Below are 7,151 nucleotides of genomic sequence, written 5' to 3'. Positions count from 1 at the left end.
TTGACCAGCGCCTTCATCATGTTCGACATTCTTTTGTCCCTTGAAACTCTTGATCCGGAATCGCTTTTCGGTTCCGGCGTTCAGGAAATCACACCAAGTTCGCGCCCGACCGCGCCGAACGCCTCGACCGCACGGTCGATGTCGGCGCTGGAATGGGCGGCCGACATCTGCGTCCTGATGCGGGCCTGGCCCTTGGGAACGACGGGGAAGGAAAAACCGATCACGTAGATGCCGCGCTCAAGCAGCATGTCGGCCATTTGCGAAGCCAGCGCGGCATCGCCGATCATCACCGGAATGATCGGGTGGTCGGCTCCCGCCAGCGTGAAGCCCGCTTTTTCCATGTTGGCGCGGAAGCGCGAGGCGTTGTCGTAGAGCCGGCGGCGCAAGCCGCCGCCCTGCTCGATCATATCCAGCACCTTCAGCGAGGCCCCGGCGATAGCAGGCATCAGCGTGTTGGAAAACAGATAAGGCCGCGAGCGCTGGCGCAGCCATTCGACCACCGGCCTGCTCGCCGCTGTGTAGCCACCCGAGGCACCCCCCAGTGCCTTGCCGAGCGTGCCGGTGAGAATATGGACCCGGCCCTCGACGCCGCAATATTCCGGCGTGCCGCGGCCGTGCTCGCCGACGAAGCCGACGGCGTGGCTGTCGTCGACCATCACCATGGCATTGTACTTGTCGGCGAGATCGCAGACGCCCTTCAGATTGGCGATGATGCCGTCCATTGAAAATACACCATCGGTGGCGATCAGCTTGAAGCGGCTGCCTTCGGCCTTCTTCAATTCCTCCTCGAGCGCCGCAATGTCGTTGTTGGCATAGCGAAAGCGTTTTGCTTTGGAGAGCCTGACGCCGTCGATGATCGAGGCGTGGTTGAGCGCGTCGGAAATGACCGCGTCCTCCTCGGAAAGCAGCGTCTCGAACAGGCCGCCATTGGCGTCGAAGCAGGAACCGTAGAGGATTGTGTCCTCCATACCCAGGAATCTCGATATCTTTGCCTCGAGCTGCTTGTGCTCCTCCTGTGTGCCGCAGATGAAACGCACCGACGCCATGCCATAACCATAGCGGTCGAGTGCCTGCTTGGCCGCATCGCGCAAGTCGGCGCTATCTGCGAGGCCAAGATAATTGTTGGCGCAGAAATTGAGCAGCTTGCGGCCGCCGACCTCGATCTCGGACGACTGGGGCGAGGTGATGACGCGCTCGCGCTTGTACAGGCCCTCCGTCTCGATCTGCGAAAGCAGCTCGCCAACGTGGTCTTTGAGAGTCGGTGCCATCGTGCTTCCACTTCCATTGGTGATCTTCGCGGTCTTGCTCATGCGATGTCTCCCCGGAGCACGCGCAACATGCGCTCGAAGTGGCCTGGATCGTGTGCTTTGAGGAGCGCAGCTTCCCGGGGCTGGTACAGATCCCAGAGACGCGACAGCCAAAAACGAAATGCTCCAGCGCGCTGCATTGCAGGAAGCAAAAAGCGTTCGGGTCCAGTGAGCGCGCGAACTGACTCATACGCGCCGAGAAAGGCGGCAACTTGCTTAGTGTCTTGGCGGCCGGTGCCACTATCGACGCACCAGTCATTGAGGCAGACGGCTATATCGAACAGAAAGGTGTCGCATCCGGCGAAGTAGAAATCGAAGACGCCGGTCAGGTGATCACCTTCAAACAACACGTTGTCGCGAAAGAGATCAGCGTGCACCGGCCCCCTGGGGAGTTGCTCGTAGGTGGAGGACACAGCAATGTGGTTCTGAAAGGCCAGTTCGCTTGTGAGCAGCGAGCGCTGTCCCTCGGATACGCAGCGGCCGACCACCGGCACCACCGCGTTCCACCATTCGAGGCCGCGCGGATTGGCCTGTCGCCGTGGGTAGTCGCTCGCGGTCACGTGCATTCGCGCCAGGATCTCCCCGACAGCGCGACAATGCGACTCTGTCGACGCCGTCACGCTCTCGCCAGGAAGCCTGTTGACGATCACGGCAGGCCGGCCTTTTAGCGTGTGAAGGATTTCGCCTCTGACGTTGGCAACCGGATCCGGGACCGGCATTCGCCGCGCCGCAAGGTGCTTCATCAGGTGAAGGTAGAAGGGCAATTGCTCGAACGTGAGCCGCTCGAACAGGGTCAGCACATATTCGCCTGCCTCGGTATCCACAAAGTAGTTCGTGTTCTCAATTCCGCTTGTGCTGCCGCGAACGGAATTCGGCTGTCCCAGGCCCAGAGCCTGAAAGAAGGCTGCGACTTCGTCGGGTGACAGCTCGGTATATACGGCCATGGCGAAAAGGTCCCGGTCGAGGAAGCAGCATTTCAGCAGACTGCGGCCCGCAGGGTTTCGGCGAGGTAGGTCTTGACGGTCTGTACATCGGCGGGAAGCAGTTTGAACCGTCTCGGCAAACCCTCTATGCCATCGAACCGTTGCGGAGGAACTGGCTCTCGGCCCAGGGCCTCCCTGATGGTCTCCGCAAATTTGACCGGCAGGGCCGTCTCGAGCACGATCATGGGCACATCCGAAACCGAATGCTCGCGCGCGACCTTCAGGCCGTCTGCAGTGTGTGGATCGATCAGCGCGTTGAAGCGGTGCCACGCGTCACGGATCGTCTTCAACCGGTCGGCGTGGGTGCTCTTCCCGCTGCGGAAACCAAAATGGTCCGCCGCCTTCCCGAAGGCGGGATCCCCGCTGAGATCGAACGACCCGCTTTCGCGCAGTTGATCGTCGAACAGCGATCTCGTCCGGCTGGCGTCGCGACCGAGCAAGTCGAACACGAAACGCTCGAGATTGGAGGCCTTGGAAATGTCCATGGATGGGCTCGAGGTTTCATAAGTATCCGCCTGGCCCCGCACGCGATACACCCCGGTGCGGAAAAACTCATCGAGCACATCGTTCTCGTTGGTCGCAATGACGAGACGGGAAATGGGAAGTCCCATCATACGCGCAACATGACCGGCGCAGACGTTGCCGAAATTGCCCGAGGGAACGGCAAAGTCGACCTCTGACGAATTCTCTTCAGTCACCTGAAAATAGGCAGAGAAGTAATACACCACCTGAGCGACCAGCCGGGCCCAGTTGATCGAATTTACGGCGCCGATCCGGTGGCGCCTCTTGAAGTCAGCATCGCCGGACACGGCTTTCACGATGTCCTGGCAATCGTCGAACACCCCTTCGATGGCAATGTTGTGAATGTTGTCGTCCTGCAGGCTGAACATCTGGGCTTGCTGGAAGGCGCTCATACGTCCGTGGGGCGACATCATGAAGACGCGGATGCCCTTCTTGCCGCGCATGGCATATTCCGCCGCGCTGCCCGTGTCGCCACTGGTTGCCCCGAGGATATTCAGCTCCACACCCCGCCGCGCCAGTTCATACTCGAGCAAATTGCCGAGCAACTGCATCGCCATGTCCTTGAACGCCAGGGTGGGACCGTTCGACAGTTCCGCCACATGGAGACCGCTCTCAAGCGTTCGCACGGGCGCGATCCTGGCGGTCCCAAAAACCTCGGGCCTGTAGGTCTTTGCACAGATGGCCTTCAGGTCAGCGGGCGGAATATCGTCGATGTAGAGCGACAGGATTTCAAAGGCGAGCACTGGGTAAGACAAGCCCCGCCACCGATCCAGCGTGGCATCATCCAGCCGAGGGTAGACCTCGGGCACATAGAGGCCGCCATCCGGGGCAAGGCCCTCAAGCAGAATCTCGCAGAACTTCCTGCGTTCGGGATGGCCGCGCGTGGAGATGTAGTGCATGTGATGCTGTTCCTTGTCGCCGCAATTGTTCGGCAAGGGTCGAGTGACCGCCACCCTTCGGCCTTCAGCGGCTGGCGCGCCACCAGGCGATACGGTCCTGCAGGGCGTAGCCCTTGATAACGGCCGGCAGGAACCACGGATTGCCACGATAGAGCGGGATCGCCGCAGGCGGCCGAAAGTCGAACGCGGTGCGCGCCCGATCGCCATGTCCCATCAGCTTGTGAGCCGCACGCGTGCCGACCCATGGCGCCCAGACCACGCCCGAACCGCAGAAGCCGGTGGCATAGAGCACGCCATCCTTCTCGAAGATCCTGGGCAGCATGTCACGGTGCATCGCCACATTGCCGAACCAGCTATGCGAGAGTCGAACATTTTCCAGTTCAGGGAAAAGCTCGACCAGCCCGTTGCGCAAACGGAGCGTCGGGGCTGCCGGATCGCCTGCACGCGAGCTGTCGCGCCCGCCAAGCAGGATGCGTCTGCCGTCCGGCGAAGGGCGATAATAGAAGCCAAGCTCGCGGCCCTCACCCATCATCATCCGCTTCGGCATCAGGCGCGCCATGAGCTCAGGCGCGAATTCCTCGGTGGCAATGATCCTGCTGCGAACCGCCACCAGCCGACGGCGCAGGAACGGACTGGCGCCATCCGTGTAGCCATTTGTGCAGACCAGGACCTGCCGCGCCTGCACCGTTCCGGCCGAAGTGGCGACGCGGAACCCGGAGCTATCCCTTTCAATTGACGTCACGGGCGTGTTCGAATGCACCGCCAGTCCCGAAGCGAGCGCCACCCGCAGGAGCTCGGCGTGGAACTTGGCCGGGTGCAGCCCGCCGATGTCCATCCTGACGGTGCCGCCGCGGTAGAAGTCGGTGCCGACGTAGTCGCGCTGCGTTGCATATGGAACAGCGTAGGATTCGATCCCCAGTTTTCTCGCCAACCCCTCGGCGCCGCGGGCCATCTTCTCGTACTGTTCATATCCGATGGCGCCCTTGAACAGGCCAACCAGTTGAAAGTCGCAGTCGAGCTTTTCCGACTTGATGAAGTCGTAAAGGAATTCGCGCGCGACCTTGCCCTCGGCCTCGATCGCCATGGCTTTTTCTTCGCCGAAGCGCCGGGTTATCGTGGCGTAGTCCAGCCGGATGCTCCCGCTGGTAATTCCGCCATTGCGCGACGAGGCCCCCTCGCCCGGATTCATCGCATCAAAAGCTGCAACCGAGCGCCCCTCGCGCGCCAGCGCAAGCCCGGCCGAAAGCCCCGCATAACCGGCGCCGACGATTGCCACATCGACCGTCCTCGCCAGGGGCTGCGGCGGTAGCGCCGTGACGGGCGCCGCTTCCCACCAGTAGGGTGTGCTCTTGTTGGCGACTTTCGGCTCGTGCATGAGAGTCACTTCTCGATGGGTTTTCGGGTGAGGCGCGGGCCGCTTTTGTGATCAGACGCGGTCGTCCCGCACGTCGAGCGCATCGCGCAACCCGTCGCCGATGAAATTAAAGCTTGTCACGGCGATGGTGATGGCGGCGCCGGGAATGATCGCCAGCCAGGGTGCACTGTCCAGATACTGCTGGGCGCCCTCGAGCATGTTGCCCCAGCTGGGCAGCGGCGGCTGAATGCCATAACCCAGGAAACTGATATAGGCTTCCAGGAGAATGGCGTGCGCGACTGTCAGCGTCGCGGCCACGATGATCGGGCCCATGGCGTTGGGCAGGATCTCGCGGAACATGATATGCGCACCGCTAAGCCCCAGCATGCGCCCGGCCAGCACAAACTCGCGCTCGCGCAATGACCGCACCTCGGCCTCGACAATCCGGGCTACCTCCATCCAGCTGGTGACAGCGACGATGACGGTGACCATAGCCGGGCTCGGCTTCAGTGCCGCGGCCAAGGCCAGCAGCAGGAAGATCGAAGGGAATGACAGGAACCCGTCGACCGTGCGCATCAGCGCTGCGCCGATCCAGCCGCCGCGGTAGCCCGCGATCACGCCGACGAGTGTTCCGATCAGCGTCGACAGCAGCATGGCAAAAAAGGCCACCAGCAGTGAAGTCCTCCCCGCCATGAACAGTCGCGCCGCCACGTCCCGCCCCAGAGGATCGGTCCCGAGATAGTGGTCGCCGGTCAGCGGCGGTGAAAAGCGGGCGCGCAAATCGATGTAGAGGGAATCGTAGGGAAGGAGATGAGGGCCGAAGACGCATGCCAGCGTCAGGAGGGTGATCATCGCCACTCCCAGCAACGCCAGATGATGGCTCGTGAAACGGCGCACGGTGCGGCTGCGCCACCAGCGGCTTGGTCCTGCATTTGCGACGAGAGCGGTCATTTTCGGGTGCCTCCTGTTGGGCGTGAGGTTAGGCGCTCAACCCAGACGAATGCGCGGGTCGACGATCGCCACGGCAATATCTGCGATCAGGTTGCCCAGGATGACGAGAATGGCCGAGAACATCAGCAGTCCCATCACGACCGGGTAGTCGCTGTAGCCGAGGCTGTCCAGGAACAGTCGACCCATCCCCGGCCAGGTAAACACTGTCTCCGTCACCAGCGCGCCGGTCAGGATGCTGGGAAGCTGCACCCCAGCCAGTGTGATCATCGGCAAAAGCGCATTGCCGACGACGTGCTTCATGATGACTCGGCGCTCGCTCAGGCCCTTGGCGCGGGCGGTCTTGACAAAATCCTGGCTGATGGCGTCGAGCGTCGCCGATCGCATGTAGCGGCTCCAGATCGCGACATGCACCAGCGACAGCACGATGCTTGGCATGATCAGGTGATGCAGGTAATTCAGGACCGAACCGTCGCCGATCGTGTACATGTTGCCTGCAGGCAGCCAGCCCAGCTGCAGGGAGAAGATGTAGATGCCGACGAGCCCGAACCAGAAGGTCGGGATCGACAGCGCGACCATGGCTCCGACCGTCGCCATATAGTCGAACAGCGAATAGCGGTGCGTGGCGCCACGAATGCCGATCCAGGTGCCGATGGCGATCGCAATCGCGGTGGACGTCCCCATCAGCAGCAGCGTCGCAGGGACGTGCCGGCCAATCACTGCCAGCACAGGCGCGCCGTCGCGGAAGGAGTGGCCCCAATCGCCCTGGAGAAGCCGCCAGGCCCAGTCGAAATATTGGATCAAAAGCGGACGGTTCAGCCCCAATTGCTCTTTCAGGCGATCGAGATCGTCCTGAGTCATGCTGGGATCGAGCCCGAATTGCGCCAGCGGCCCCCCCGGCAGCAGGTTCAGGACGAGGAACCCGATGACCGACACGATCAGGAGCAGGATGAGGCTCTGTGAGAGCCGGTTGAGCAGGAATCCGCGCATTTCAACTCTCCTCTTTCAAGACAGCGCCGGTGACTGGCGGGGGGGGGGGGGGGGGGGGGGGGGGGGGGGGGGGGGGGGGGGGGGGGGGGACGGGCGCCGGCACCCAGGCGGCGGGCGGGGGGGGGGGGGTGGGTGGGTGGTGTGATCA

General features: G+C 62.5%; 6 protein-coding genes. All 6 read right to left on the bottom strand.

The window, feature by feature from the left end; all coding sequences use genetic code 11:
- Positions 1-80: 80 nt before the first annotated feature.
- The gene (locus AC0L2C_RS28030) at positions 81-1,268 is read right to left on the bottom strand and encodes a glycine C-acetyltransferase (protein WP_473524938.1); all 1,188 of its coding nucleotides are present in this window, start codon (positions 1,266-1,268) and stop codon (positions 81-83) included.
- Positions 1,269-1,306: 38 nt separating this feature from the next.
- A complete protein-coding gene (locus AC0L2C_RS28025; RefSeq protein ID WP_473524937.1) occupies positions 1,307-2,251 on the bottom strand; it encodes a homoserine kinase in 945 nt (314 codons plus the stop codon).
- Positions 2,252-2,283: 32 nt separating this feature from the next.
- A complete protein-coding gene (gene thrC, locus AC0L2C_RS28020; RefSeq protein ID WP_473524936.1) occupies positions 2,284-3,711 on the bottom strand; it encodes a threonine synthase in 1,428 nt (475 codons plus the stop codon).
- A gap of 64 nt (positions 3,712-3,775) precedes the next feature.
- On the bottom strand, positions 3,776-5,086 hold the full coding sequence (locus AC0L2C_RS28015) for an NAD(P)/FAD-dependent oxidoreductase (protein WP_473524935.1): 1,311 nt from the start codon (positions 5,084-5,086) through the stop codon (positions 3,776-3,778).
- 51 nt (positions 5,087-5,137) lie between these two features.
- Entirely contained in the window at positions 5,138-6,016 is an 879-nt protein-coding gene (locus tag AC0L2C_RS28010) for an ABC transporter permease (RefSeq protein ID WP_192363930.1), read from the bottom strand.
- Positions 6,017-6,052: 36 nt separating this feature from the next.
- Positions 6,053-7,003, bottom strand: coding sequence for an ABC transporter permease (locus AC0L2C_RS28005; protein WP_473524934.1), 951 nt, complete (start codon positions 7,001-7,003; stop codon positions 6,053-6,055).
- Between the last annotated feature and the right edge of the window lie 148 nt (positions 7,004-7,151).

This window comes from Mesorhizobium sp. WSM4845 (assembly GCF_055811455.1).
Note: the sequence above shows the minus strand (reverse complement) of the source record. Positions and strands in the feature narration are given on the sequence as shown.